Below are 25,429 nucleotides of genomic sequence, written 5' to 3'. Positions count from 1 at the left end.
GAGAACCTTCAAAATTAATAAAGAGTGACTTGGATATGTCGACGACCCCATTGGATCGCATCCTGTTTTGAATCGACCAATAAATCAACAATATGTCCTTTGATTCTGCCACCGGTATCAAGGGCTATTGCATCACCGACACCTTGAATATGCACTTTTGAACCTAATGGAATGATAGAAGGATCGACGGCGATAATTCGCATGCCGTTATAATAAATCGAATCAGTCACGTCATGACCAGTCGCAGTCAAAACACGACCTCCATACGCCTTATTGTCAGCAACATCGTTTGAGTAAGCTGTCGATTCGACAGTAATGACTTTTTTACTCGTTGTCGTAGACACTGGTGATGCCGTAGCGTTCTTGTTTGAAGAAGCCGCTGCCTTTTGTGCAGCTGCTCTTTCCGCTTCTTTACGTTCTTCTTCTGCCTTACGCTCTGCTTCAAGTTTAGCTAGTCTCGCCTTCTCTGCTTCTTCCTTCGCTTTCTCTGCAGCGAGACGTTCTGCTTCTAAACGTTTCTCTTCAGCTAAGCGTTTCTCTTCGGCAATTTTCTTTTGGCGAGCGATTTCCTTTTGCCTCTCTTCTTCAATCGCTTGTCGTTCTAATTCAAGTGGATTTTGAACGATTTTCTGTTCTGTCCCGATTCCGATCTGAGCAGCATCTGCTTGATTCATGAATGTGAACATTCCCATCATCGCGGTTCCAATTACTATCATATATTTAATCAATTTCATCGTAGTAAGGTCATCACCTTTCTCGTTATGTAACGAACAGATGTTAATTTACCACGACACGTCATCTTGGAGTAGCTATTTTATCGAAGTGAAATAATCCTGACATATGACATAAAAAGTGGTTACAGATTGTAACAATTGCGAAAAACGTTGCTATTGCAAGGTTTCACATAAAAATTACAGATTCGTTACAATAACACTTGTAACAAATCTGTAATCTCCCTGTCATGCTCTTCACTTATTCAATTGGCTTCAAATCATGCAATCTGAGCATCCCCCACGGCGCAACATCGACTTGAACCGTAAAAGAATTTTCACCTTCGACCGCATCCATTTCATCTTGAGGGACACGATACGACCCCATTTCTTCTATATAAAGAATACGGTCATAATAGTTCGCCCGTACTCCTCCGAGAAACGGTTTTGACTCAACTCGGTCAATCACAGCAAATCCGTCTTCCCCTTGCCCGAACGAGACGTAAACCGTACCCGCCTCCACATTTTGTCGTCCTTCAAACTCGTCATATTCAAGATAAATCGAGTCTCCAAAATATGGATCGAACGGTTCAAACGAAGTTCCCTTAAACGTGTACGTTTCCCCTACCCATGAGATGGCATAGACGAGGATGACAAACAAAATGGCAATCATAACTTGTACGGCCGGAATGACCCACATAGACAACCGTTTCATGTCGTCACACCCTTTCTTGTACGATTACGCCACCATAATCCGAGTGACAACGCAAAGACGATCAGTGCACCGATTAAGAAGAAGAGGGATACATCCAAACGGTCCCAAACATAAATGAAGTAAATCGTCATTTGGACGACTAAAAAATAGATAAAGGCGAAGATGGTGGGTTGTCTCGTCATATCTTGGCGAACGAGGTACGTGAGTGCAATGACTTCGATCATCACTGCCAATAAGACACCTGAATCTTCGAATAGCGCAAATGGGATTACAGCAAGAAAGCATACCCACAAAAGGTCGTTTCGACGATGGATTAAATAGATCGCAACGAATGAAATAGAAAGGAGTGTTGCCTCAAGAATGGATGGTGGTCTTTGAGAAAGCCAGCTTCCCGTTACATTTACTAAATATCCAATCGACAAAACAGCTGCGACAAACAGATATACAGATTGCCACCCGGCTTGTTTTCGATAAAACAAGAGAAGCACATGGAGGATAACAAGAGACCAAAGTGGCCATAGTCTACCTTCATAGTCCACATATTGACCAAAGATGTTAAATAATCCGTAAAAGGTAAGCCAAGCAAACGTCCGATCTAACGATTCTTCCACAAAATGGAACCATACCCATGTCACGATGAGTGCAAATCCAATTAACGTTAACCCGATGCCTTCGAAACTGTTTGTGACAGCCATGAACGCAGTGATAGCGGAGATGATGGAAAAGATGACGTTCTCATACATGATTCGGTGAAGGACTGCCATCGTGAAGAGTATCCAAAACAGCAAGGTCAACTGCCCCGACAGATTATACGTCGTAAAGATGACCGCCATGGTCGCCACAAAAAAGACGAATCCTAACACGCGTAATAATATGACATACCTCGGGGTTTTCAAGCGAACTCGTTCGGCAAACACATAAAATCCAACCATAAAAAGAAGAAATAGTCCAATCTTTAAAAGGTCGGGAATCGCCTGCCAATTAGCTGCGACGAAGCTAAATAGACTGAGCGCTAATAAAATCGACCCGACAATAACTAAAACGGGCGGCTTGTGATTGTTTCGCTCACTAGCCGCCCGTTGTTTATGTTCATAGTCGACTAGTCTTTTACCGGTCGATTCATCTAACAATCCCGCTTCTTGCCATTCACGAACTTTTTTGTCAATGGACACCTCAATCATCCCTTTCAAAAAAAAGGTCAGCTGGCGCGTTCAATCAATTCTAATTCTGATTTTAATAAAACTTGTTTTTCAAACTCGAGCCCGAGTTGTTGAAATTCTTCCATAATCGATACGTCTGCGATCACGGTATTGGTCAGTACGGCGGTCACTTCAGCAACCCATCCTTCACGAGTCGACTTCACGATATCACCTACGAGGAATTCTTCAGACACACCCATTCACTTCCAATCTAAATTTGTTTCTATCATTATAACGAAATTATGTCGGTTTGAATACGTTTTCTTTTATGCGTTGAATAAATTGTGTCAAAAATTTTCCAGTAAGCCCCCAAATGATGTAGTCATCGTGTTCATAAAAGGGTTCTTTCATTTTAATTACCCGTTTTTCGTACGCTTTAGCATTTGCCAAGCGATCAAGTGGGATATTTTGATCTGGGTTCATCGTCCACTCCATCTCACCATGGAACGGGTCTATCATAAGTAATGTAGATAAAGGAACGGTAAATAAATGATCAACTTCATCCGTTCCCTGTGCAGTTGGAAGCCGTGACAACATCCCGACAAACGGATAAATCAATTGTCGATGGGGTGTGGCAAGTGGCCTTAATTTACCGATGACTTCAACTTGACCAGAAGTAATCTCTAATTCCTCACACGTTTCTCGAACGGCGGCTTCAACAGGTGTTTCTCCTTTTTCAAGTCGTCCTCCCGGAAAAGAAATTTCGCCGGGCTGCTGCCGCATCGTATGGGCACGTACTTCAAAGACGACATGCCATTCCTTCTCTATTTCTACGAGCGGAATCAAAACCGCTGCTGTCTGTTCGTAATCTTCTTCCATTGTAAAGCTATTTCGAATTTGGTCTTCATTAATCAATGGCTGCACACTGTTCACTCACCTTCCATCATCGAATATCCTATACCGTTCTATACCCTACTTTTCGTTTAATCGCTGCTAATGTCGGAAATATCATTATTAATGATAGGAGTTGATCACTTTGAATGAACAAGTGGATGTACTAATCGTCGGAGCCGGACCTACCGGCCTTACCCTCGGACTGACCTTGGCAAGATATGGCGTCTCATTTCAAATCATCGACCGAAAGACGACCCCGTCGGATAATTCTCGAGCCATCGGGATTCAACCACGGACAATTGAGGTGTTTTCTCGATTAGACGTCGCCCAAGAAGTACTCGAACGGGCCCGTACGATTGAGCGGGGAAATCTCTATTTCTCAGGTCAATGGACGGCAAAGCTCGAATTTTCAAAGCTTGTCACTCCGTATCCGTTCGTGACACTGCTGCGTCAAAATGAAACAGAAGAAATTTTAGAGCGTGCCTTGCAAAAACATGGCCACGCAGTGAGACGCGGAGAGTCACTGTCTTCCATCACACAATATCCATCGCGGACGATCGCACATTTGACTGCTGAAGACGGAGCTCATCGTTCTGTCGAAGCTAAATATGTCGTTGCTGCAGATGGCGCCAATAGTTCAATCCGTCGAATGCTCGCTCTCCCATTCAGTGGGAAGTCGTTTAAAGAGGCGTGGGTATTAGCAGATTTGAAAGCAGATTGGCCCATTTCTCGTGAAGAGGTGCATATTTTCTTCTCGGATCGAGGAGTACTCGAGGTCTTTCCACTCACGGATGAAACGATTCGAATCACGGGAAACTTACGGACCGATGAGTCGTTCGTCGAATCTGACCTTCAACAATTCGTGGAACAACGTAGTCATATGCCAGTTCGCATACACGATGTCGAATGGTTCTCGCTCTTTCGGGTCCATAATCGAATGGTCGATACGTTCATCCATAATCGCATCATCCTAATGGGCGATGCCGCTCATATCAATTCACCGGTGGGGGGTCAAGGAATGAACACCGGGATTGCGGATGCATTCAACTTAGGTTGGAAGCTATGGCTCCATTTGAAGACAGGCGCACCGCATCAAGTCGTCTCGACGTATCGGAATGAGCGTGAGTATGTGGCAAGGAATGTTCTACAGACGACGAATTTCGCGACTGAGATGCTCCAGACGACACTCCCGATGCTATTACCGTTTCAAGCGATCGGGGCTGATGTCTTCACACGAGTCAATCTCGTCAATCAAAAGATCACGGAACGAATCTCGCAACTTCATCTATCGTACCCAAAAGCGTTGCGTATGCCGTTTCGTCGCGTCGCCGAAGGAAAAATATTCCCAGAGACTGAAATTTTACGAACCGACGATGGATTTCGGACGAAGATTTCAGAGATCGCCGATGGGCGCTTTCAAGTGCTCGTATTTGACGATGGCAAACGTGATTTGACGCCAATCTATGAATACTTAAATGAGTATCACCCGTTCCTTCAGACTATCTCATTGTCCAAGACAAGCCGTCCATTTTTCGACCAAGGGAATGAGCTTGCCAAGTCACTCTTTATGAAACGTGGTATTCTAGTCATCCGTCCGGACGGCTATTTGTTGCACAAGCAACACCACGTCCGTCTAAAACCGTTACAGGACAAGTTGGCTGTCTGGCTTCCACCATCTTAAGGGTGTATAAATGGAGAGCTTCACCAAATTGGTGAAGCTCTCCATTTCATTTACTCTTCAACATTCACATACAGAATACCAGGTTTCGAGAGCGTCAAATCGTAGAATGCTTCGAATGCCTCGATGTCTTCTAGCTTGCGAAAGTCAATCTTGTCAGTCTCTTCATTCGGGATGGCGACGATAATGCCTTCCTCCGTCGACTTGATCATGCCCGTTTGTCCATTATGAATCCGAACGTAGAGTACTTGCTGGTTTTCTAAGAGCGAGATCGCCTCTCGTCTCGATTGAATCGGTTTTTTCATATAATCCCCTCTTTTCCATTTTAGTATAACGTTCCGTTCGTATTGCTTTCAACTCGTCACCCTATTAAACTTGTGTAAAGAAGGGGTTGAATGCGTTGGAAACATTACTCATCATTGTGCTCGCCATCTTGTTCATCATTTTAGTCACGATTCGTACGATTCGCAACTTAAAATGGGTTCGCTTCGGTGAAGCGTTCGGGAAACAGGGCGAAGAGTTATTAGCTGATTATCATTACCTGACAGAACGGGAAATCACATGTCGTATCGAACAAGGACTTCCGACCGGTAAATTGTTAAAACCGCTCGCTAAAAATTTAGACGATCGTGTCGCGCTATTCGTACATCGAGATGATGCCGCAAAAGCAAGAGAACTTTTAAAATAAGAAGATGGCCGAATGCATCTCACTCGGCCATCTTCTTATTTATGTATCTGTCTTTCTGAGCAGTAGTAAGCGATTTGTTTGACGAGCGGCTCCGTCAACGTTTCAAGAGTCGTTTTGCTGATGACCTGATCGACGAGTGTGAAAGAATCGCCACAATTGGCCTTGACCCGCTTGAGCTTCAACTGTTCCGTCTCCGGGAAGATCAAGAAGGAATAGACCGGAATCGCTTGTCCACACTCTTTCTTCAACCGTGCCCGCACTTGTTTAGTCATTCGCTCTAGCTCCGTGACAGGATGTGGATAGATGTGCTTCCATCCCATAGACGTCTCCGTCCGACACTCACGGTTCGTCAAATGGACAGGGGCTGGAGTTCGATTTAATTGAATCAAGAATACACCTTTCGGCCCGACGAGCACGTAATGAACGAGATCCTCGCCAAATTCGACTTGTTCAATCATCATCCAGTCAAATCGACATGTTTGTCTGATGTTCTCGACGAGACGATCTGTATAGCTTGTCGGTGCCTTCATCACTTCTTCTTTCGTACGAAACAGCTTTTTTGTCTGTTGTTTGACAGGTTGTTTCTCCGTGGCCGTTAACACTTGCAACATTGACTCCACCCCCTATTCATTATTGATTATTCACTCGGCCCTACTTGCTTACCAAAGACCGCTTTTTCTAAATTTGAGATACGGCGCAGCATGTCATAGTTAGACGCAACCGGCTGTGCCGGTTTAGCAGGTTCCGCAACAGGTGCAGGCTCGCGACGCAATGAGTCATTTTCTTTTTGAAGACGTTCGATTTCTTTCATCATTTTTTCATAATCCCGGATGACCACGTCTAAAAATTGATCAACTTCTTCTTGCGAATAACCTCGTAGTGCCGTTTTAAATTCTTGTTTATAAATTGCTTCTGCCGTTAATTCGGTTTGCATCATATCACTCCCATTGTTGTTCCCATTGTTTTTCTTCCTCGATGACACGTAAATCTTCCTGTGTGATGAGAAAGACCTCCATAGTGGACTTTCGCCGAGCCCCGTCGACTAAAAAACGGGGACTTCCCTCCGTTTCTTCGTCGTATAAGGTAATCAATCCTTCTGCTTTGTCTAAAAAGAATGCAGTTTTAGCGCGTAGTTGACTCGGATCTTCGTATGGCCGCTGTGTCAACGGTTCAAAAAAGTCCGCTTCAAGTTGCAGCTGTGCAAACAATTCCTGTTCGAACGGCTTATACCGTTCATCCATATTTAAGAACGGAGGAAATACTGCAATTTTAATCGGGTACGTTTCTCTTAACTCTAACAATACTTGTCCAGCCCATAATTCACAACCATTCGTTCCACTAAAAATAAACCACTCGGCGCCCAGTTCGATGACTTCGAGTATCTTTTTACGATAAGCTTCCTGAATGATTTCAATTCCTGGATGGTCCGCTTTAAAGATGCCCAGTTCATGAGGACGATATCCTGTAACGGCTACTACTTTCATAATCGCTTCCTTTCTAGACGGGCACGGCGATGTTCTAGCTCGTCTTTCTCTCGTACAATCGTTTGACGCAAAACCGTACGTTTTTTCTCGAGCAGTTCCATGGCCCGCTCCGTATAATCAATCGCGAGTTCCACGTCCTTTTGCTTGTGCTCTGCATACTTGGCAAGTTCGACATAGCCTTCGATCGTCTGCAGCGACTCAAATAACGGGATTGCTTGCTCCATGCGACCCGTTCGCTTCAATAACATCGCTTGCCGCATGACGGCTCGCTTCGAAGGACTCGAAAGTTGTTCAAACTCTTTGAGTGCACTTTCCTGATCCCCAAGGTCATGTAACCAATGCGCACGTTCTTCTCCGAAATCTGTCTCGGGAGTCGTGACGAGTTGACTGAGTCGTGTGTAAAGAGAAACAAGGCTCAAACAGTCCGCATGATGGTGCTCAAGGACCGGCAATAGTATCTCTGGGTTCAGTTCTTTGACGTACTGAAAATAATGCATCGGAGCTAAAAAACCAGGTAAATCGTCTGTCCGTCCGTGACCGAAATACGTTTCAACTGCTTTGAGCGACACCGATTCTAATCTCGGTTTCAACAACCGTCTTGCCGCATGTAGTAGATCAACATGCCCGACGGAAGGCAATGCTTTTACCCGTGATTTGACAAACGTATGTCTCGTTTTGATTTGTGGCCAGTCAAAGGACTTCCCGTTATAAGTGACGAACCGCACCTCATCCCCGATATCCTGTAAAAAATGATAGTAGAAGGCAGTCTCAAAGGCAGGATGAGGCAAGACATATTGAATCATTTCAAGTTGATCCGCTTGAATTCTCGCGAATCCGATTAAAAAAATCGACGTCCCAGACCCACGCAACCCGGTCGTCTCCGTATCCATAAACAGGACTTGTTCAGGCTCTAGGTCGACCGTAAAGAAAGGATGCTCGGTTCGATGCATCATAAGTCTTGCATCTCCGAACGCAAAGTCGTGGTACATCTCATCAAGCGGATACGTAGTTCGGAGACGAACACACCATTCTCCTTCGAACGTTAAAATTTCTCCACCCTGTTCAATCCATTTTTGCTGCTCCACTTCGTCAGGTGAGGAGACGCGTGATGGTTCGACAGGTTCTTTCGTTTTAATTAATCTAGATAACTTTGCTTTCATAACGATCCTTTCAATGCTTGTAACTGACGGATGACTTGCTGTTTGAAGTCCCCGTATCCAATCATACCGACACAGCGAGGGCATCCGCTCTCACACGGACAGTCGGATACCGTTCGTTCCGCTGCTTCAAGTACCTCGTCTGCATCTTTATAGAGTGCCTCACTAAGACCGATGCCACCCGGATAGCGGTCGTATAAATAAACGGTCGGTTTAGTCGTGTGAGTCGACTTCATTTGAATGGTTGTAAATAAATCGAGCGTATCACACATGAGATAGAGCGGCGCAAGCCGTCTGAGTAAATCACTGACCGCTTCAAGTTGATCTTCGAGATCAGCCTCCGAATAGGCAAAGCGTTCATCCAATGTGAACCATGTCGCCGTCGTATGCAGTTCTCGCTCCGGAAGATGAATCGGGCCAGACCCGATATTCTCATGCGTCCCGAACTTAATTTTTTTAAAGAGAGTGGCCATCGCGATGACAGAAACTTCTCCGAACGTTTTCACACCATCTGTCTTGTTCTCTTCTAGCACTTTTAATTCCACGGCCAAATTCGCATCCGTATAGTAATCGACATCGACTCGGCGTACAAATGCCTTTTTTTCTTCAAAATCTAACTTCTCGACTTGATACTGCTCGGCACCATGCAAATAGATCGCCTCATCGTGCAATAGTGTCATCGCACTGAACGTGTCCATTTCGCCGATCACTTGATGTTTTGCGGTTTGATCGACAATGACGACATTTTCTTGATCGCTCGTCCGAAGCGAGATGTCATGCGCTGGGAAGGAATCCGTCATCCAATAATATTTATCGGCCCGCTCATGTAACACTTGTGCATCCGCTAAAAACTCTAAAATATCTTCCGGGTCGACCGTCCCGAACCGTTCACTTTTATGAAACGGCAATTCGAATGCGGCACATTTCATATGGTCGACTAAAATAATGAGGTTGTTCGGGTCTAAACGGGCAGCTTCCGGTGAACGGTCTAAAATCATATCTGGTTGTTCGACGACAAGCTGGTCAAGGGAAGAAGATGATGCCACAAACACCACAAGCGACTCCGAATGACGTCGTCCGGCCCGACCTGCCTGTTGCCATAGCGAAGCGACAGTGCCTGGATAACCATTCAGGACACACGCTTGCAATTGACCGATATCAACACCGAGTTCTAGCGCATTTGTTGAAACAACAGCTTTTATTTCACCATTCCGTAACCGCCGTTCAATCTCACGGCGTTCAGACGGAAGATACCCCCCTCGATAGCCAACAATCGATTTTGGACCAAGTTCTCGTCGCGTCAGTTCCTGTAAATAAGTCAATAATACCTCGACACGTACACGTGATCGTGCGAACACAATCGTTTGAATGTTCGCTTCCACGAATTTTGAGGCGATGCGTTTCGTTTCGAGCGTCGCACTCCGACGAATCCCAAGCGCTTCATTGACGACAGGTGGATTATAGAAGATAAGATGTTTCTTACCTTGTGGTGCGCCGTTCCGGTCAACCAATACAACTTCTTCTTCCGTTAACAATTCAGCAAGTTCACGCGGGTTCGCGATAGTCGCTGATGTCATAATCCATTTCGGATGACTTCCATAGTAGGCACAAATTCGTTTTAAGCGGCGAAACACGTTCGCCACATGACTGCCGAATACGCCACGATACGTATGCAACTCATCGACAACGATGTATTCTAAGTTTTCGAATAGACGAATCCACTTCGTATGGTGTGGTAAAATTCCCGAATGTAACATGTCAGGATTGGTAATAACGATATTCCCTGCATCTCTAACTTTCGTGCGGGCGGCCGGAGATGTATCTCCATCATACGTGAAGCATCGTAAGTTGCCTTCGAGTGCCTCGACCATCTCCATTAAATCACTATTCTGATCTTGGGCAAGGGCTTTTGTCGGATACAGATATAGTGCGCGTGCAGTCGGTTTTTCAATCATCTTTGACAAGACAGGCAAGTTATAACAGAGCGTCTTACCAGAGGCAGTAGGCGTTACAATCACAGTCGAATGACCGGTAGCCGTTTGTTTCACAGCTTCAGCTTGGTGCGTGTACAGTTGCTCAATTCCCCGACTTTTCAATACGTTTGTCAATTGTTCTGGTACTTGCTCCGGGATGGGCGCATATTGTGCTGGGCGCGCATCGACCGTATGCCAATGTCGTACGTTTTTCGCAAAGCTCGGGTCTTCTTTTAATTCTTTAACCATCTCTTCTACAGAGCGCGATTTCCGCATCGATTCACCTTCTTTAGTTAAGAGTTTGAAGGTGCAAGTTCTACTACGACTTCTCGGATATGATTAATCCGTTCATCTCGTATCATTCTCGATACAGCGGGCATGTGAAACAAAGTCATGCTTTGAAACGTAGCGGCAACATGCTCATTTTCTTCTTCAAGACGGGTCAGCGCGTCTTGAAACAGACGTTGCGTTGACCGCCCAAATAAGACAATGGTATGTAGTTTCGTACATTTCGAATGAACCGCTAAAAGATGTTTCGCATAGCGTTGCACCGTTTTATAGTAATCTTCGTCTGTCGACAACGTTTGGCGATTGCCACGAAGTAAGTCAGGATAATATGATTCCTCGCCCGTAAACATCGTTTCGACACCGATTCTTTTTACATAAGAATGTCCAGTCGCCTTAGCAACCGATCGGTCTTGGATGAGACGTCCGAATGGAATCGACTCTTGTAACAGCAAATGTGAAAGCTTCAGTCCGAGATGTCCACCAAGAGGCACTCCAAAATCGTCGTCTTGCAGTCGATCAATGACAAATAACACTTTCATCTTGCGTTTTAAAGAGAGTTGAACCATGTGTCACCATCCTGTTCCCTTTCTTTTCATTATAACAAAGTCGCACGAAAAACAGGGCGCACAATGTCGCCCTGTCCTCCTTAGTTATCAGTGTTGTCAGAATTGCCGTCCTCACGATTCGTGTCAGGCGATTCTTCATTCGATTGACCTTCTAACGGAGCTCCTGAATCCTCTCCATCAGTCGGTTCGTCGGTTCCTTCATCAGTGCCATCATCCGTCGCTGGTTCGTCAGGATTTTGTTCGTCAGTGGTGTCTTCGTTGTTTCCGTTACCATTGCCGTTGTTATCTTCATTCCCGTTGCCGTTGTTCTCGTCTGACGGGTTATCTTCATTGCTCTCGTCTTCAGAAGGATTTTCTTCCTCCTCTTTTGGTTCTTCTTTCGGTTCAATCGAGTAGGTCGCTTGCGCTGGTCCGGATTGCTGTTCACCCGTCAACGGGTTCGCGGCGTTCGCCACAATCGTGAACGTCGTCTCACCTTCAGGCAAGTTTGTAATATCCACACTCGTCTCACCTGTCGTACCCACGACTTTTTCAGTGCCGTCAGCAGATTTCTGCGTCACTGTGAACGTGATGTCATTATATCCGTCCGCTTTCACAGCGTCGAAATCATATGACCATGAGACAGTACCTTTTTGCGATTCTTCATCATAGTTGACACTTGCGCCCGTTGGAGCAACCAACTTCTCAGGTTGAAGGTCTTTCGGTTTCGTCCCTTTTACATAGAGCTCATTGCCAAGTGATAAGACGGAGTCCGGACGCTGGAAACGGTCTGGTTGTCCCGTCGCGTTCGTCACTTGTTGCATCATATACTCGAAATAGTATTGAGCGTAGTCTGGATCAAAAGAAGCGACTGTCGACTCTTTCGTTTTTCCTGTCCACACAGAAATCGAGTAATCTGTGGAGTAACCAGTAAACCATTTATCTTTCGGGTTTGTCGAGTTAGGCTCGTTCGTTGTTCCAGTTTTACCGGCTACATCCCAAGGAAATGCACCCGGGACATATGTTCCACCTTCAGCACTGACGACGTCACGGAGCATATCCGTCAACATGTATGCTGTATAGTCTTCCATCGCTTGCTTCACTTTGATTGGAGAGTTGATACTTGAACCGTCATTGAATTCAATTTTTTGAATCAAATGAGGTTTCGTGTACATACCGTTCGCGCCAAGTGTTGCGTAAGCAGCTGCCATCTGTGTCGTGCTCGCTTCGGCAGTACCAAGTGCGTTGGACTCATTTAGTTGATCTCCGGAATAAGAAGGCTCAATACCAACGTTTTTCACGAACGATTCGATTGCATCTTGTCCGTATTCATCACGTACTTCTTGGAATGCACGAACAGCTGGCGTATTCGCAGAAATTTTCAAATATTGACGCATCGTATTTGGACCACGGAAACCAGTGTAATAGTTGTTTGGACTGTACGTACCTTCTAACTCGGCGTCAAGCAATATTTTCCCCGTCGACCATTGTCCATTTTCAATTCCTGGACCATAGTCGAAGAACGGTTTCGCCGTCGATCCAATTTGATACTTTTCATTTGAGTAGTCACGATACGTCGTATCACCTTGTTTCGCTTGCTGGCTATCGACGATGGCGACAATCTCACCTGTTTTCGTATTCAGTACGGTCGCACCCATTCTCAAGTCCTCAGGGAAACCATTTGTTTGTAAATTGACGTTATTCGATTTAATGTCGCTATTGATTTTTGTATGCAACTCTTTATTGATTGACGTATACACTTTCAGACCTGTGCCATAAATATCTGACTGGTCAAGCCCATAATCATCTTCTAACTCTTGAAGCACACGTGAGTATATCGCACGCGTGAACGCTTCCTCTTCCGTCTCTTCACCCGGTGAGATGACGTCAGCAATCGCGACATCAAGTGCTTCGTTATACTGTTCTTCAGAAATATGACCGTCTCGTTTCATCGCAGACAAGACCTGTTCCTGCCGATAACGTGTCAACTCCTGGTCACCATTGATTGGGTCATATGCGCTCGGACGTTGTGGAAGACCTGCGAGGATGGCAGCCTCCTGATAATTGACCTCCGAGACCGGCTTGTTGAAGTAGCGTTTCGATGCTGTTTGAACACCGTATCCACCACTACCATAGTAGTTTTTGTTCAAATACATTTCTAAAATCTGTTCTTTCGTATACTCACGTTCGAGCTTAAGCGCAAGCCACTGTTCTTGAAGCTTCCGCTTCAACTTCTTATCTGTTGAAAGAAACGACTGTTTCACCAACTGCTGCGTGATGGTAGATCCACCCTCTGCACCGAAACCGTCAGTCAAGTTGGCCACAACTGCACCACCGATTCGACGCAAGTCGATTCCGTTATGTTCATAAAAGCGACGATCTTCAATTGAGACGACCGCTTGTTGCATCACTTGTGAAATATCGTCGATGGAGACGTACTCCCGAATTTGACCGGCGCCTTCGAGCGGTTCACCTTCAGCCGAAATCAGCTGAATTGGATACGTATCAACGAGTTTTTCTTCGTCAAGCTCTGGTGCCGTCGCAATCGCATATACGGTATATGCTCCAAATGCAATGACTGCTGCAATAAATAGCATGAAACCTAATAAAAAGATGCGTTTCCACATCGGTTTCTTACCTTTAGTCTTTGGTTGTTTACCAATTTTTTTACGTTTATTCGTCGTCGAATCTTGTCGACGTGCGACCCTACTTCGCTCCATTCATGGTTCACTCCTTCTATTCAATCGAGCCATTGATCGAGCACCGTCAAATAATCAATCGACGGTAAGGCTCTCGTCGGAACTTCAATCGCGTCCTGTTCAATAAAGCTGAGCGGAATCGATTTTCGTCCCGTCAGTCGTTGTTCCCACCACTGAACAAGTTGTTCCGTGGTCAATACATATTGCGTATTATAGCGACTAAAGCGGATGATGACAAAACAAATCCCTCCGTGACGTTCACACTCGCGCATATGTTCAATCTGATGTTCATGAAAATTTCCGAGCGGAAACGACGTCTTATTATTCGTTTCTTTCGCTTCAAAGTCAATGTACTTACCGCGATACACTCCGTTATAGTCGGTCGTGGATGCCTGCTTGAAATAGGCCTCCGTAACCTTAGCGGCACTGCGCTTCGGATAGTCGACTTTGACAATTTGTAACGGTGTCGGTTTCTTATGAATGACAGCTCGTTGATGAATCCGATAAAATTCATTCGTTTCATTTAACAACGTCTCTAAATTCATTCCGCGATTCGCATAGGTTGGAGAATTCGATACTTCTCTCGAAATTCCTTCCCCCTTTGGTTCCTTTGTCACTTTTGCTTTCTTACCGTTTGGATAATGGAACAATGTCGTCACCCCATACATACATATTAACAGGTCGGTCCACTCGTTCCTTCCGTCTCAGGTCTGATTGTCGACTTCTGTCGGTCGACACTTGTGTGGATTTACCGCAACACATATCGTACCAAACTCCCGTATGTTAAACTAGTATGTAAGCGATTGTGTATCCAAATTGAAAAGCTCTCGTCACGTAAGACCCGATTGCTTTTCTATGATAATAGCATCTCTTCTGTTTAGCCAAGATTGTACATCGATAAACCTAATTGATGTCATTCTGAAAAAAAGTGTGCAATTTCTGTGCAATTGATTGACCGTATCACCATTTGGAAATAAAATAGGTAGCTTAAAAAACGTTAAGGTTAAGCCGTTTTGGAGGGATTGGATGGAAAGTGGAAAGAAGTATGTCATGTTCGTCGATGAGACAGGTACACCGAAAGGCAACACACAGTTCAATTTAACTGGTGTTCTGATGGAGTACAAATATTCAATCGATGCGGATGAGACTGGATTACCTTGTGTATTAAAGCGACGCCTTCAAGCGTTTAAGCGAGATGTTTTTAAAACCGAACAGATCCCGCTACATCTAAAAGAAATTTTAAAGGCTGAACATCCTTATGGAAAAGAAGACGGCATCACAATCGACATGTTGCGTGATTTTTGGGATAAACTACCTGATTTTTTACGTGGCATCGATTGTACAATCGTCAGCGTCGAGGTCGATAAGCAGAAATTACATGATTTTTACTCGACGCCAAAAGATCCATATGTAGTCGCCTTTGCTCATCTCATGAAATCATTTTATGCTTTTTTAGAAGAAACAGAAGCAGTCAGTGCTCGTGTCGTCCTCGAATCTAGAGATGATTACCAGAACTTATTGATTCAAAAAGCATTTTTCGATATTTTCAACTCGGGTACGGTCCATCTCGATGTCGAAAAAAGTCGTCAAAAAATTAAAGGATTCATCTTCTCTGAGAAGCAGAACACAATGTATCAATCCGGTCTAGAGATTGCAGACCTCGTCTGTCTCCCGTTGTCACGTGTTCGTCGAGGTGTGATTGAGGTAAAACCACGGTTCGTCCATTATGGGGACGAGAACCGAATTTTCAAAGCGATTAAGGACAAAATTTACATTCGTAAAGAAAGTCCGGACCAAGACTTCCGCAACTGGGGCTTCAAAAAAGTACCCATCACGAAAAAGCGTCGTGAATGGAGCGACCATCCTTGGAATCATTAAAGCGAAAATGCATCGACACAGAACGTGTCGATGCATTTTTATGTGGTGACTTTCGTCGATTTCATCCGTTTCTTACCTTCCCGGCACATATGAAGCAGCGGACATGTCTCACAAGCCGGTCGCTGCGCTTTACAATGGTAGCGTCCAAAGAAAATAAATTGATGATGAAGTTTCGACCACTCATCGCGCGGGAACTTTTTCATCAATGTCTCTTCAACTTGACGGACGTTATCTTTCCAACGACAGATACCGAGACGTTTCGAGACACGCTCTACATGTGTATCTACCGCAAATGCCGGTTCATGGAAGGCGACTGACAAGACGACGTTAGCCGTTTTGCGGCCGACACCTGGAAGTGCCTCGAGTGACGTCCGGTCTGACGGCACAATCCCGTCATGCTCGTTCACGATTTTCTCAGAGAGCGCCTTCACATTCTTCGCTTTATTCCGATACAGTCCAATGCGTTTAATCAACGTCTCAATCTCCGAAACTTCTGCCGTAGCCATCGCTTCAACAGTCGGAAACGCTTCAAACAAACCTGGTGTCACCTTGTTGACTAGGGCATCTGTCGCTTGCGCAGATAGCGCGACAGCGACTACTAATTCGAATGGATTTTGATGCGTCAATTCGCAATGTGCATCCGGGAACATTTGCTTCATCGTGTCCGCTATTTCTAGCAGCTGAACTCTCGTCAACATCACTTATTCCTCCGTTGATATTCCACGACATCCTCGAGCGATTCGACTTGATGATCCTGCCAAACACGTAAGATTTTGTCCATGTATTTGAAATTTCGCACATTCCGTAATTTCGCTTCACGGAGTGCCGCCATGATGAGTTCTTCACTGAAACCATCCTCTGTCATCCATCCGACGATTTGTTCAATCTCAAACGGGGTGATCGTCCCGAATTCCCGTTCGAATGTATGAATGATGTTTTCATTCAATGTCTGTTGCGGCGTAATCTTCTCTTCAGCTTGCAATGCCTCGAAAAGTGGTAGCAAACTATATCGCTCGCTATTACTTGATGCATCGATTGCAATCAATTCTTTTTGCAACAGCCCAAGTAGCACTGACCGGGCCTCATTTTCCGACACATTCAACCGTTTCCCTAACTCGCTCGGGAGAGGCATGACGATGCCTTCACCAGTCATTTCGAGTAGATGAACGATAAGACTGAACTCAATCGGTGACAAATCGAGTCGTCTTGCATCGGTAAACAGTTTTCGCGGAATGACGACCGGACTTTGCTCGAATAATTGAATCAATTGATGTGCATCCATGTCGCACTTCCTTTCTAAGACACATCAATCGGGGAGGACATGACGTCTTCCCCGATTAATCGTTAAGGGTGGATTCGGTTTAATAGACGTGGGAACGGGATCGCTTCACGGATGTGCTCGATTCCACTAATCCAAGCGACCGTACGCTCGAGTCCGAGTCCGAAACCAGAATGAGGGACCGAACCGTATTGACGGAGTTCGAGGTACCAATCGTAAGCATCTGTTTCGTCAAGACCTTCTTTGATGATCTCTTCTTTTAGACGATCGTAGTCGTCCTCACGTTGAGATCCCCCGATGATTTCTCCATATCCTTCTGGTGCAATCAAATCTGCACACAGAACGAGTTCTGGGTTTTCCGGGTCCACTTTCATGTAAAACGGTTTGATTTCTTTTGGCCAGTGCGTGATGAATACCGGTTGATCGTGTGCGTTGGCAATCGCCGTCTCATGTGGTGCACCAAAATCGTCGCCGAATTCGATATCATCGAACCCTTCTGATTTTAAGAATGTTATTGCATCCTCATAACGGACACGTGGGAATGGTGCCTTTACTTGCGCCAATTTTTCAAGGTCACGTCCGAGAAGTTCAAGCTCGTTCTTACAGTTCGTAAGCGCTGATTGCGCAATGTAGGAGACGTATTGTTCTTGAATCTCGAGGCTCATGTCGTGATCGAAGAATGCCATCTCTGGCTCAATCATCCAGAACTCGATCAAGTGACGACGTGTTTTTGATTTTTCCGCACGGAACGTCGGACCGAATGAGAATACTTTACCGAGCGCCATTGCAGCGGCTTCCATATACAATTGACCCGTCTGCGAGAGGTAGGCTGATTGACCGAAGTAGTCTGTCTCGAACAACTCTGTCGTGCCTTCCGGTGCACTGCTCGTAAGGATTGGCGGATCGATTTTGACGAATCCTTCTTTGTTGAAGAATTCATATGTCGCACGAATGATTTCATTACGAACTTTCATGATCGCGTGTTGGCGACGTGAACGGAGCCATAAATGACGATTGTCCATCAAGAATTCCGTTCCGTGCTCTTTTGGTGTGATTGGGTAATCCACTGACTCCGCAATCACTTCTAAATCTGACACTTCTAACTCAAATCCGAGTGGTGTACGTCCACCGTCCGATTTGACGTTACCTGTTACCCATACAGAAGTCTCTTGTGTCACGCCTTTAGCGAGGGTGAACAATTCTTCAGCAACATCAGCTTTCACGACGACTGCTTGAGCAAATCCGCTCCCATCACGTAGTTGGAGGAACGCAATCTTCCCGCTTGATCGTTTGTTAGCAATCCAGGCCCCTACACGGACCGTTTGGCCTTCATAGTCTTTAAATTGGTTAATCGAAATTGTTGTCATGTTCATTTCCATCCTTTCGCTTATCGAGCGCGCTTCGTAACGAAGTCTTCTACTCGATCGAGCGCTTCTAAAACGCGTTTTAATTCAGTAGCATATGATAATCGTACGTAATCGTCCTGTCCAAAACCAGAACCTGGCACGAGTGCCACGTTCGCCTCTTCGAGAACAGCCTCACACCAATCATCTACTGTATCGTATCCGCTCTCTGTCGCGGCAACTTTTGCATTGGCATATAAGTAAAATGCGCCTTGCGGTTTCAAACATGTGATTCCAGGGATTTTGACGAGACGATCATAGACGATTTCAAGTCGTTCTTCAAACGATTGACGCATCATTTCCACATCATCCTGTGGGCCGTTATAAGCTTCCACTGCAGCCGCTTGGGCGAGAGACGTCGGGTTCGACGTCGAATGTGAAGCCAAATTCGTCATCGCACCAATAATTCTAGCATCACCAACAGCGTAACCAATCCGCCAACCTGTCATCGCATGAGACTTCGATACACCATTGATGATGATGGTACGTTCGCGCATATTTGGGAGTGTGGCAATCGATACGAATTCCGCATCACCGTAAATCAATTTTTCATAAATCTCATCGCTCACAACGAGAAGGTTGTGTCGAAGAACGACATCGGCGAGTGCCTGTAGCTCTTCTTTCGTATAAATCATTCCCGTTGGATTCGAAGGACTGTTTAAGATAACGGCCTTCGTGCGAGCTGTAATCGCATTCTCGAGTTGATTTGGCGTCAATTTAAATGACGTCTCTTCATTCGTATCGACTAGGACAGGCTCTCCGTCCGCCAATTTGATTTGTTCTGGGTAACTGACCCAATACGGTGTCGGGACAATCACTTCGTCCCCTTCATCTAGAATGGCTTGGAACAAAGCATAAAGGGCATGTTTCGCACCAGAAGCGACCATCACCTCGTTGCGTTCGAACGACAATCCACTATCGCGTTTCGTTTTTTCGATGATGGCATCTTTCAACGCTACCGTCCCGCCAGATGGCGTGTATTTTGTATCCCCATCTCGAGCCGCTTGACAAGCAGCATCAATGATTCGTTCCGGAGTATTGAAATCCGGCTCACCCGCCCCAAGACCAATGACGTCTTTGCCCGAAGCCTTGAGCGCCTTTGCTTTAGCTGTGATTGCTAACGTTGTCGATGGCGTAAGTTGTTTCACTCGTTTCGCTAATAGATGATCCATCATAATCCCCCTCTAATTCGTCACATTTGATCAGTCAGTTGAACACGTCGAATAAACTCTCCGGACTGTAGCGTATAGTATGAGTACGTATAAGATGCATCTGCTTTTGTAACCACTTCGATGAGTGCTCGCTCGTCGAACCCATATTTACAGCTGACAAGTTGTCCGCCAGTTTCCTCGATAGAACGTGCGCAGACGTCTTTCGCTTTCACTTCACCGAATTCACGTTGCTCAATCTCTAGTTTGTCATCAAGTGGAACAAACCAAATAGAATTCCCGTTTTCTTCTGAAAAAACAACATACGTATCCGTTCCATTGAACAGTTCACCCTGTTCCACTTTCAGGTTAGGTGCCTCTTCAGTGAGACGATTCGTCGCTTCCTCGACAAGTTGTTCCTTTTGGTTTTCTGTATATCCAATCGTGAAGCGATACATCAAACTAAAGACAAGGACGACACCAATCAGTGCCGTCAGTAACGAGACGATCCATTTTGTTTTTCTTGTCATTCTGTACGATAGATGGTGAAAACCATCTCTTCCTTCTTTGGATCATTCACTTTCTTCTCAAGTGAAAGTCCGAACATCAAATCTTGACTTTTTAAAGTACGATTCAATAAATCGACAATCTTATAGACGTCCGCCGTCGGTTCGATGCGTACGCTCGCAAGCGTCTCGATATTCGAATTCATATTGATTCCTCCTCCAAAACACTATACGTATCATTATAAAGCGATAATATCATGATGCCTAGCGTTATCTATCATTTCGTGTTACAGACTTTTCTTTCTCATCTAAGAACAATTCCAACTCAGACAGAGAGGTATCTAACGTTCCTTCGATTCGATCGACTTTTGGCAAACTATTGATAAACTGTTTGCCATAACGGGTCGTCTCCACACGACGATCAAATACAAAAATTGCCCCGTAATCCCCTTTTGATCGAATCAATCGACCGATACCTTGTTTAAATCGAATGACGGCTTGAGGGAGTGATAGTTCAAAGAATGGCGATTTCCCTATCGACTCAATTTTTTCTGAACGGGCTTGCATGATAGGCTGATCCGGTGGGGCGAATGGTAGTCGAACAATGACCAGGCACGTCAACGCCTCTCCCGGAATGTCGACACCTTCCCAAAAGCTTGCTGTCCCAAAGAGAATGGATTGTTCCATCCGCTTGAACTGTTTCGTCAATCGGCTACGAGAGCCTCCGCTGACACCTTGTGCGAGGAGCGTATAAGACGGGTCGAGGTGATCTTTTACTTGTTCGTAAGTCAAACGTAACAACTCATTTGATGTGAAGAGGACAAGCATTCGTCCTTTTGTCACGTTCGCAATTTGAACAATCGATTGCGCCGTCTGGTCGACAAACTGTGCAAGCGGTACATCGTTAATCAACGGGAAGTCTGATGGGATAAACAACTTGGCTTGTTCTTTAAAGTTAAACGGTGAAGGTAATACGACTCTTCGGATCGGCTCACCTTCTAACCCGAGCCGTCGCTCCATAAAACTAAACTTACCAGAGACCGTCATCGTCGCCGATGTTAAAATCGTCGGTCTCTTCTTAAACAGCCGTTCATGTAACAACGGTCCAATTTCAACCGGTTGCGTATATACCGAGGTCAACTTTCGGTTACCTAAATTCAACTCGACCCAACTGACTGCATCATCGTCTCGTGTCAACATTGTTTCATAGATGACACTCTCAAGTTCTCGAACATCCCCGATTAGTGTTTTTAAATCACCCAAGAGCGCGCGTTGTTTAAACGTCATATGCTCTTTCCGTTCATCAAGGAGTCGATGCAAATGCCTAAGTGACGTTCTGAGCGTCCGAAGCTTGTCCTCTAATCGATTCGCCACCTCACGAATCGGGCTGAACGATGAGCTTTCCCGTTCAAAACGAACCGTTTGTCGTGGTTCTTTTTTCTTCCCTAACGATTGGAGCGCCGTCAGGAGGTCTTCAAGTTCTTCTTCGACCTTGGCGAGTGATGAATCAATCTGTTGGCTAAACGCTTCCGCCTCTTCGGTGACGGATGTCAAGTCCGCCAGCTGAATGATGCGAGAATGGAATTTCCCATCCGCGCCATATCCGAACCACTTGAATAACCGATCAAATTGGATAGCGTCAAACGTTACACCAAAGTGATGCGAAGCTACTTCTTCGACTTGATGCGCCTCGTCTAGGACGAGTGGTGTATCGGTTGGCAAAATACCTGCCTGATGTTGTAAGTCGGAGAACAACAAAGCATGATTCGTTACAATCAAGTCTGCTTCTTTTGATCGAAGCACAGCTTTTGTGAAAAAGTCACGACTATACCATGGGTCAAATCGACCGAATTCACTCGAAGCATCGGCTTGAATCAAACGTTTGAACGAGGCGGGACCTTGCGTCGCAGATCCTGGAAAGGAGAGCTCTTCTAAATCTCCAGTCTCCGTTTCCGTCAGCCATACGAGGACCATCGCTTTACACATCGCTACCAAGAGTCCGTCATTTGATTCATCTAGTATCATCTCAAACTTACGTAAATCGATATAGTTTCGTCTTCCTTTTAAAAGTGTAAATTCAATCTCAGGAAAAATTTGGCGAAGTACCGGTAAATCTCGATTTAGTAATTGTTCTTGCAATTGTATCGTATGCGTACTAATAACAACTGGTCTTTTCGTCTCGAGTGCATGATGGGCACTCGGAATCAAATACGCCAACGTCTTTCCTGTCCCGGTTCCGGCTTCAACCAATAACGTCTCCTCGTCATCTAACGCTTTATAGACGTGTCGCATCATTTCAAATTGACTTTGTCTCGGCTCGAACTGCTCAAAAAGTGACGGGAGCGTCTCTTCAATCGTGCGAAGTAGGAACGGTTCAAACGGTTCGCGATCTTCGGCCGGAACAAATCCGTCTGTCGGTCGATGTAGCGCAATTTTTCGATGTATATCAAAGCGTGACTCGTCGTCCGGTCGAATCCCAACCTCCAAAATCAATTCATCAAATAACGGTTCGATGTGGCTTGTCCACGACTCAGACAAGACGCGAAGTTTCTTCAATGTCACCATAGGTAAATCGCGTAATCGGTCGAGCATCCGGATGAAAAGCTCGGCTGTCGCGTCGGCATCACTAAGTGCCCGATGCGCGTCTGTATGTATGAGGTTAAATGTATCGGATAATGCTTCTAGCGCATGGCTCTCCAATGTCGGATAAAGAATACGAGCCAATTCTACCGTATCAATCGCTCGTCCTTGAAATGGAAGATACCCAGCTTGTTCAAGACTCTCGTTTAAAAAAGTTAAATCAAAAGCGACGTTATGCGCGACAAATACCCGACCATCTAACATCTTCCAAATGTCGGGAATCACATCTTCGAATGTCGGTGCATCACTTACGTCATCATCACTAATCGTTGTTAATTGCGTAATAAAAGGTGGGATTGGTCGACTCGGTCGAATCAAGGTGCTGTAGCGCTCAATCACTTCACCATCTCGTACGACGACCGCTGCAAACTCAATCAATTCATCACCGGACTTAACGGAATGTCCCGTCGTCTCTATATCCACAATCACATACGTGTCCATAACATCCATCCCATCTTAGGCACGCTCGTGCTTTCTATCTGTCTCATCTTACCATAGAATGAACGACGAAAAAACGGGGATGCCTCTGTCGACACCCCCGAATAATTCACAAAATTGTATGGGCAATCTCTTCGTAAAGAAGTTGATCTACCTCGTTTTGCTCGTTCAATACAGCAACTTTTGGACGGTGCGTATTTGCCTCTTCCGCAGTCATTTGACCGTACGCCATGATAATGACGACATCACCGACTTGGAAATGGCGTGCTGCCGCTCCATTCAAACAAATCACACCAGATCCACGTTCTCCTTTGATGACATACGTCTCAATGCGTGCCCCGTTATGGTTATTTGTGATGTGCACATGCTCATTTTCCATGATGCCTACAGCGTCCATCAAATCTTCATCGATTGTAATCGAACCGACGTAGTGTAAGTTTGCTTCTGTCACCGTTGCCTTATGAAGCTTAGCGTGCATAAATGTTCGAATCATTGGATTCACCCCTTCTTCCAAATCACATTATCAATCAATCGGGCCCGTTCAAACTGAACGGCCACCGCAAGTAATAGTTCATCTGAGTCGTTTGAGGCAATACCGAGTGTCGGATAATCGACGAGTTCTACATAATCGATTTGACTGTTCGGAATCTCGTTTAATCGTACAGTCAGTTGTCGTTTCACTTCTTCAATCTCAAGACCTGCCTCAAGCGTTTCTCTTGCTGCCCTCAGCGCTTTAAAGATTTGACTCGCCTCTTCTTTTTCGACGTCAGACAAATACACGTTTCGAGAAGACTTGGCAAGTCCTGTCTCCTCACGAATAATCGGGCAACGTCGAATCTCGACCGGCACAAAGTAATCTCGGACATAGCCTTCAATGAGAGCTACTTGCTGGGCATCTTTTAGACCGAAGTACGCACGTGTCGGTTGAACAAGATTAAATAATTTAGAAACGATTGTCAATACACCATCAAAGTGACCAGGACGACTCGCTCCGCACAGTACGTCAGCTCCCTTTCGAATGGAAACGCGTGCCATATCGATTGGATACATCGTTTCCGTCACCGGATAGAACAGAAGGTCGACACCTGCTTCTCGAGCCAACTTTTCATCTCGTTTAAAATCTCGTGGATAACGATCGAGGTCTTCGTTCGGACCGAACTGAGTCGGGTTAACAAAGATACTCATGACAACAAAGTCATTTTCGCGACGCGCATTTTCGACGAGACTCATATGACCTTCATGTAAATAACCCATCGTCGGAACAAAGCCGATGGTTTGATTAAACGGTAAAGCGTGACGTAATTCTTCGACAGTCGATACAATCTTCATCATTTTCCTCCATACAACGAGTCGAGTAGTGACTCATCCATCGTGAACGTATGGCGTTCAAGCGGGAAGTGACCATTCTTCGTCTCTTCGACATAAGAACGGATGGCATCAGTCGCCACTTCACTCACATCCGCATACGCTTGAACGAATTTAGGGAGACGATCGACTCCATATTTCAAGACGTCATGGTAGACGAGGACTTGGCCGTCGACATCCGCTCCCGCACCGATTCCGATGACAGGAATCGTCAATTCTTCCGCGATTCGTTTTGCCAATTGATGAGGGACACATTCGAGAACGAGCATCTTCGCACCAGCCCGTTCAGCATCTAAGCTATCACGAAGGAGCATTTCAGCAGCCTCGAGAGACTTTCCTTGTACTTTATATCCTTCTAGCACCCCAACCGATTGAGGAGTCAATCCTAGATGGGCAACACAAGGCATTCCTACTTGAGTGAGACGTTCAATCGTTTGAAGTACTTCACCGGCACCTTCTAGTTTGATGGCATCCGCATGGCCTTCTTGGAACATGCGAGAAGCTGCTTGAAGCGTCCGATCAAAATCTCCATGATATGTCGCAAATGGCATATCCACAACGACGAACGTATTTTGTGCTCCACGGCGCACTGCTTTCGAATGATGGAGCATATCTTCCGTTGTCACGGGGATTGTCGAGTCGTAACCGAGGACGACCATACCGAGTGAGTCGCCGACTAAAATCAAATCTACCCCAGCCGCCTCGGCAAGTTTGGCTGATGGATAGTCATACGCCGTCAACATGACGAGCTTTTCCTGCTCATTCATCTTTTTTAATAGCGAAGTCATCGTGTGCATGTGTT

The 25,429-nt window shown here is 45.5% G+C and carries 27 protein-coding genes; 3 read left to right on the top strand and 24 right to left on the bottom strand.

Going from position 1 to position 25,429, the window contains the following annotated elements; translation table 11 throughout:
• Positions 1-14 precede the first annotated feature (14 nt).
• The 5 genes from KNO98_RS01265 to KNO98_RS01245 all read right to left on the bottom strand — a co-directional run bounded on the left by KNO98_RS01265 (position 15) and on the right by KNO98_RS01245 (position 3,488).
• The gene (locus tag KNO98_RS01265; RefSeq protein WP_251129440.1) at positions 15-734 is read right to left on the bottom strand and encodes a 3D domain-containing protein; all 720 of its coding nucleotides are present in this window, start codon (positions 732-734) and stop codon (positions 15-17) included.
• 238 nt (positions 735-972) lie between these two features.
• Positions 973-1,425, bottom strand: a complete 453-nt coding sequence (locus tag KNO98_RS01260; RefSeq protein WP_214698317.1) for a GDYXXLXY domain-containing protein — start codon at positions 1,423-1,425, stop codon at positions 973-975.
• The gene (locus KNO98_RS01255; protein ID WP_214699919.1) at positions 1,422-2,606 is read right to left on the bottom strand and encodes a DUF2157 domain-containing protein; all 1,185 of its coding nucleotides are present in this window, start codon (positions 2,604-2,606) and stop codon (positions 1,422-1,424) included. Before KNO98_RS01255 ends, KNO98_RS01260 begins: the two co-directional genes overlap by 4 nt.
• Positions 2,607-2,623: 17 nt before the next feature.
• Entirely contained in the window at positions 2,624-2,824 is a 201-nt protein-coding gene (locus KNO98_RS01250) for a DUF2187 family protein (RefSeq protein ID WP_026826130.1), read from the bottom strand.
• Positions 2,825-2,864: 40 nt separating this feature from the next.
• Positions 2,865-3,488 (bottom strand): NUDIX hydrolase, encoded by a 624-nt coding sequence (locus KNO98_RS01245; protein WP_235181848.1) that lies wholly within the window; start codon positions 3,486-3,488, stop codon positions 2,865-2,867.
• Positions 3,489-3,600: 112 nt separating this feature from the next.
• Between KNO98_RS01245 and KNO98_RS01240 the strand changes: the two genes are divergently transcribed.
• Positions 3,601-5,139, top strand: coding sequence for an FAD-dependent monooxygenase (locus KNO98_RS01240; protein ID WP_214698315.1), 1,539 nt, complete (start codon positions 3,601-3,603; stop codon positions 5,137-5,139).
• A 50-nt stretch (positions 5,140-5,189) separates the two neighbouring features.
• On the opposite strand, the gene KNO98_RS01235 is transcribed toward KNO98_RS01240, so the two are convergent.
• On the bottom strand, positions 5,190-5,441 hold the full coding sequence (locus KNO98_RS01235) for a hypothetical protein (protein WP_214698313.1): 252 nt from the start codon (positions 5,439-5,441) through the stop codon (positions 5,190-5,192).
• A 95-nt stretch (positions 5,442-5,536) separates the two neighbouring features.
• On the opposite strand from KNO98_RS01235, the gene KNO98_RS01230 reads away from it, so the two are divergent.
• Entirely contained in the window at positions 5,537-5,824 is a 288-nt protein-coding gene (locus KNO98_RS01230) for a hypothetical protein (protein ID WP_214698311.1), read from the top strand.
• A 35-nt stretch (positions 5,825-5,859) separates the two neighbouring features.
• On the opposite strand, the gene KNO98_RS01225 is transcribed toward KNO98_RS01230, so the two are convergent.
• From KNO98_RS01225 to recU, 8 genes are all read right to left on the bottom strand, one after another.
• Positions 5,860-6,435, bottom strand: a complete 576-nt coding sequence (locus tag KNO98_RS01225) for an NERD domain-containing protein (protein ID WP_214698309.1) — start codon at positions 6,433-6,435, stop codon at positions 5,860-5,862.
• 26 nt (positions 6,436-6,461) lie between these two features.
• Positions 6,462-6,758: a cell division regulator GpsB gene (gene gpsB / locus KNO98_RS01220; RefSeq protein WP_051546020.1), complete on the bottom strand. Its 297-nt coding sequence runs from the start codon at positions 6,756-6,758 to the stop codon at positions 6,462-6,464.
• Positions 6,759-6,762: 4 nt separating this feature from the next.
• A complete protein-coding gene (locus KNO98_RS01215) occupies positions 6,763-7,308 on the bottom strand; it encodes an SLOG family protein (protein ID WP_026826137.1) in 546 nt (181 codons plus the stop codon).
• Positions 7,305-8,468 (bottom strand): ribonuclease H-like domain-containing protein, encoded by a 1,164-nt coding sequence (locus KNO98_RS01210; protein ID WP_214698307.1) that lies wholly within the window; start codon positions 8,466-8,468, stop codon positions 7,305-7,307. Before KNO98_RS01210 ends, KNO98_RS01215 begins: the two co-directional genes overlap by 4 nt.
• Positions 8,465-10,714 carry a DEAD/DEAH box helicase gene (locus KNO98_RS01205; RefSeq protein ID WP_214698306.1) on the bottom strand — a complete coding sequence of 750 codons (2,250 nt, stop codon included), beginning with the start codon at positions 10,712-10,714 and terminating at the stop codon, positions 8,465-8,467. Before KNO98_RS01205 ends, KNO98_RS01210 begins: the two co-directional genes overlap by 4 nt.
• Positions 10,715-10,731: 17 nt before the next feature.
• Positions 10,732-11,292 carry a hypothetical protein gene (locus KNO98_RS01200; protein ID WP_214698304.1) on the bottom strand — a complete coding sequence of 187 codons (561 nt, stop codon included), beginning with the start codon at positions 11,290-11,292 and terminating at the stop codon, positions 10,732-10,734.
• Positions 11,293-11,372: 80 nt separating this feature from the next.
• Positions 11,373-13,991, bottom strand: coding sequence for a transglycosylase domain-containing protein (locus KNO98_RS01195; RefSeq protein ID WP_214698302.1), 2,619 nt, complete (start codon positions 13,989-13,991; stop codon positions 11,373-11,375).
• Positions 13,992-14,011: 20 nt separating this feature from the next.
• Positions 14,012-14,638: a Holliday junction resolvase RecU gene (recU, locus tag KNO98_RS01190; protein WP_026826142.1), complete on the bottom strand. Its 627-nt coding sequence runs from the start codon at positions 14,636-14,638 to the stop codon at positions 14,012-14,014.
• 358 nt (positions 14,639-14,996) lie between these two features.
• Between recU and KNO98_RS01185 the strand changes: the two genes are divergently transcribed.
• Complete coding sequence (locus KNO98_RS01185; RefSeq protein ID WP_034771101.1) at positions 14,997-15,848, top strand: DUF3800 domain-containing protein; 852 nt, start codon at positions 14,997-14,999, stop codon at positions 15,846-15,848.
• 38 nt (positions 15,849-15,886) lie between these two features.
• On the opposite strand, the gene nth is transcribed toward KNO98_RS01185, so the two are convergent.
• The 10 genes from nth to panB form a co-directional block, all read right to left on the bottom strand.
• Positions 15,887-16,546 carry an endonuclease III gene (nth, locus tag KNO98_RS01180; RefSeq protein ID WP_214698300.1) on the bottom strand — a complete coding sequence of 220 codons (660 nt, stop codon included), beginning with the start codon at positions 16,544-16,546 and terminating at the stop codon, positions 15,887-15,889.
• The gene (locus tag KNO98_RS01175) at positions 16,546-17,130 is read right to left on the bottom strand and encodes a DnaD domain-containing protein (protein WP_026826145.1); all 585 of its coding nucleotides are present in this window, start codon (positions 17,128-17,130) and stop codon (positions 16,546-16,548) included. Before KNO98_RS01175 ends, nth begins: the two co-directional genes overlap by 1 nt.
• A 62-nt stretch (positions 17,131-17,192) precedes the next feature.
• Positions 17,193-18,494, bottom strand: coding sequence for an asparagine--tRNA ligase (gene asnS / locus KNO98_RS01170; RefSeq protein ID WP_026826146.1), 1,302 nt, complete (start codon positions 18,492-18,494; stop codon positions 17,193-17,195).
• A gap of 20 nt (positions 18,495-18,514) precedes the next feature.
• Complete coding sequence (locus tag KNO98_RS01165; protein WP_214698299.1) at positions 18,515-19,702, bottom strand: pyridoxal phosphate-dependent aminotransferase; 1,188 nt, start codon at positions 19,700-19,702, stop codon at positions 18,515-18,517.
• Positions 19,703-19,722: 20 nt separating this feature from the next.
• Positions 19,723-20,208 (bottom strand): hypothetical protein, encoded by a 486-nt coding sequence (locus tag KNO98_RS01160; RefSeq protein WP_214698298.1) that lies wholly within the window; start codon positions 20,206-20,208, stop codon positions 19,723-19,725.
• Positions 20,205-20,390 (bottom strand): YpmA family protein, encoded by a 186-nt coding sequence (locus tag KNO98_RS01155; protein ID WP_015881492.1) that lies wholly within the window; start codon positions 20,388-20,390, stop codon positions 20,205-20,207. The genes KNO98_RS01160 and KNO98_RS01155 overlap by 4 nt, the downstream gene beginning before the upstream one ends.
• Positions 20,391-20,454: 64 nt before the next feature.
• A complete protein-coding gene (dinG, locus tag KNO98_RS01150; protein ID WP_214698297.1) occupies positions 20,455-23,265 on the bottom strand; it encodes an ATP-dependent DNA helicase DinG in 2,811 nt (936 codons plus the stop codon).
• Between the two features lie 106 nt (positions 23,266-23,371).
• Positions 23,372-23,755, bottom strand: coding sequence for an aspartate 1-decarboxylase (gene panD / locus KNO98_RS01145; protein WP_026826150.1), 384 nt, complete (start codon positions 23,753-23,755; stop codon positions 23,372-23,374).
• A 5-nt stretch (positions 23,756-23,760) separates the two neighbouring features.
• Complete coding sequence (gene panC, locus KNO98_RS01140) at positions 23,761-24,591, bottom strand: pantoate--beta-alanine ligase (protein ID WP_026826151.1); 831 nt, start codon at positions 24,589-24,591, stop codon at positions 23,761-23,763.
• Positions 24,591-25,424 carry a 3-methyl-2-oxobutanoate hydroxymethyltransferase gene (panB, locus tag KNO98_RS01135; protein WP_214698296.1) on the bottom strand — a complete coding sequence of 278 codons (834 nt, stop codon included), beginning with the start codon at positions 25,422-25,424 and terminating at the stop codon, positions 24,591-24,593. The genes panC and panB overlap by 1 nt, the downstream gene beginning before the upstream one ends.
• Between the last annotated feature and the right edge of the window lie 5 nt (positions 25,425-25,429).

The sequence above is a fragment of the Exiguobacterium sp. s57 genome (genome assembly GCF_018617685.1).
Taxonomy (GTDB): Bacteria; Bacillota; Bacilli; order Exiguobacteriales; family Exiguobacteriaceae; genus Exiguobacterium; species Exiguobacterium marinum.
Note: the sequence above shows the minus strand (reverse complement) of the source record. Positions and strands in the feature narration are given on the sequence as shown.